At 47.4% G+C, this 1,158-nt stretch carries 1 protein-coding gene and 1 pseudogene; both read right to left on the reverse strand.

The annotated features are described in order from the left end of the window. Window positions 1-898, reverse strand: an 898-nt coding sequence (locus tag A3750_RS02155; RefSeq protein ID WP_068547987.1) for a sigma-54 factor interaction domain-containing protein, incomplete at its 3' end; no start/stop codon positions are given. 70 nt (window positions 899-968) lie between these two features. Continuing rightward, window positions 969-1,158, reverse strand: a pseudogene (locus tag A3750_RS25720) (hypothetical protein); the annotation flags it as partial.

Below are 1,158 nucleotides of genomic sequence, written 5' to 3' on the forward strand. Positions count from 1 at the left end.
GACGAAAGTATAAATCCTCTCGGAGAAAGCCGTTCTCCATTGCGTCAAATGGATCGCGATTGGTGGCTGCAATAATACGGGCCGATGTCTTGAGTGTTCGCTCGCTACCGACAGGTTTGAATTCACTTTGTTCCAGAACACGCAGTAATTTTACTTGCTGCTCGATCGGCATTTCGGTGACCTCATCCAAAAAGACGGTGCCGTTGCCTGCCTGTTCAAAAACGCCTTTGTGATCGCTTGTTGCGCCAGTAAACGCGCCTTTCTTATGGCCAAATAGTTGTGAATCAATCAGTTCTGGGCTCAATGCGCCGCAGTTAATTGCGACCATCGGCTCGTCGGAGCGCGGGCTCATGGCGTGAATGGTATTCGCGACCAGCTCCTTGCCCGTTCCACTTTCGCCAATGACCAATACGTTGGCATCGGTGCCTGCGACACGTCGGATGGCCCGATACAGTTTTCGCATGGATTTATGCGAACCTACTAATTGACCAAATTGATCAAGGTCGCTAGTTAAAGCCTGTGTTTTTTGTCGCGTACGCTGCTCATGGTCTTCAAGCAAGTCCTCTAACGCTTCGTTGATAGCGGTTTCATTGAACGGTGTTCGAAAGTGATATCCGCCACCTTTGGCCATCAGTGTATCGAGTGCGGGATTTGGATTGCCATCGCTGAAGAACATGAAGTCGACATTATCCAAAGACTCCACTTGAGATAACTCTCTTGCTGTCACGGCATCCATATCAATGATTGCGATATTTGCCTCCAGCTCAATGCACTCTTCGAGCCAAAAACCAAGCTCACTTCCACTTGTGATAATGCAGCGTTTCATTGCGGGAAGCTGCATCAATAGCGTTTGCAGATCGCTATTGCTGACGTGGATAAAAGTGCGGGCTTGGCTCATATAGCATCTCTTAAAAAATGAGTAGATTCGGTTTTCGATCAATGTACCTGTGGTGTGCGTTCAGCACAAACTAGGCTTGGCTTTTTTTCTTGAATTGTATAACGCTTTCATCCAAGGCTTGACCTGCTTTTACAGCAAAATCGAGCGTTCGGATTGGAAATGGAATCGAAATGCCTTCTTCGTTTAGAGCTGAATGAATGGCAGCGACGGCTTCATGCATTTTTCTCAGGTAATCTCCGTCTGGGTAATGAATCCAAAAG

The organism is Oleiphilus sp. HI0079 (assembly GCF_001635105.1).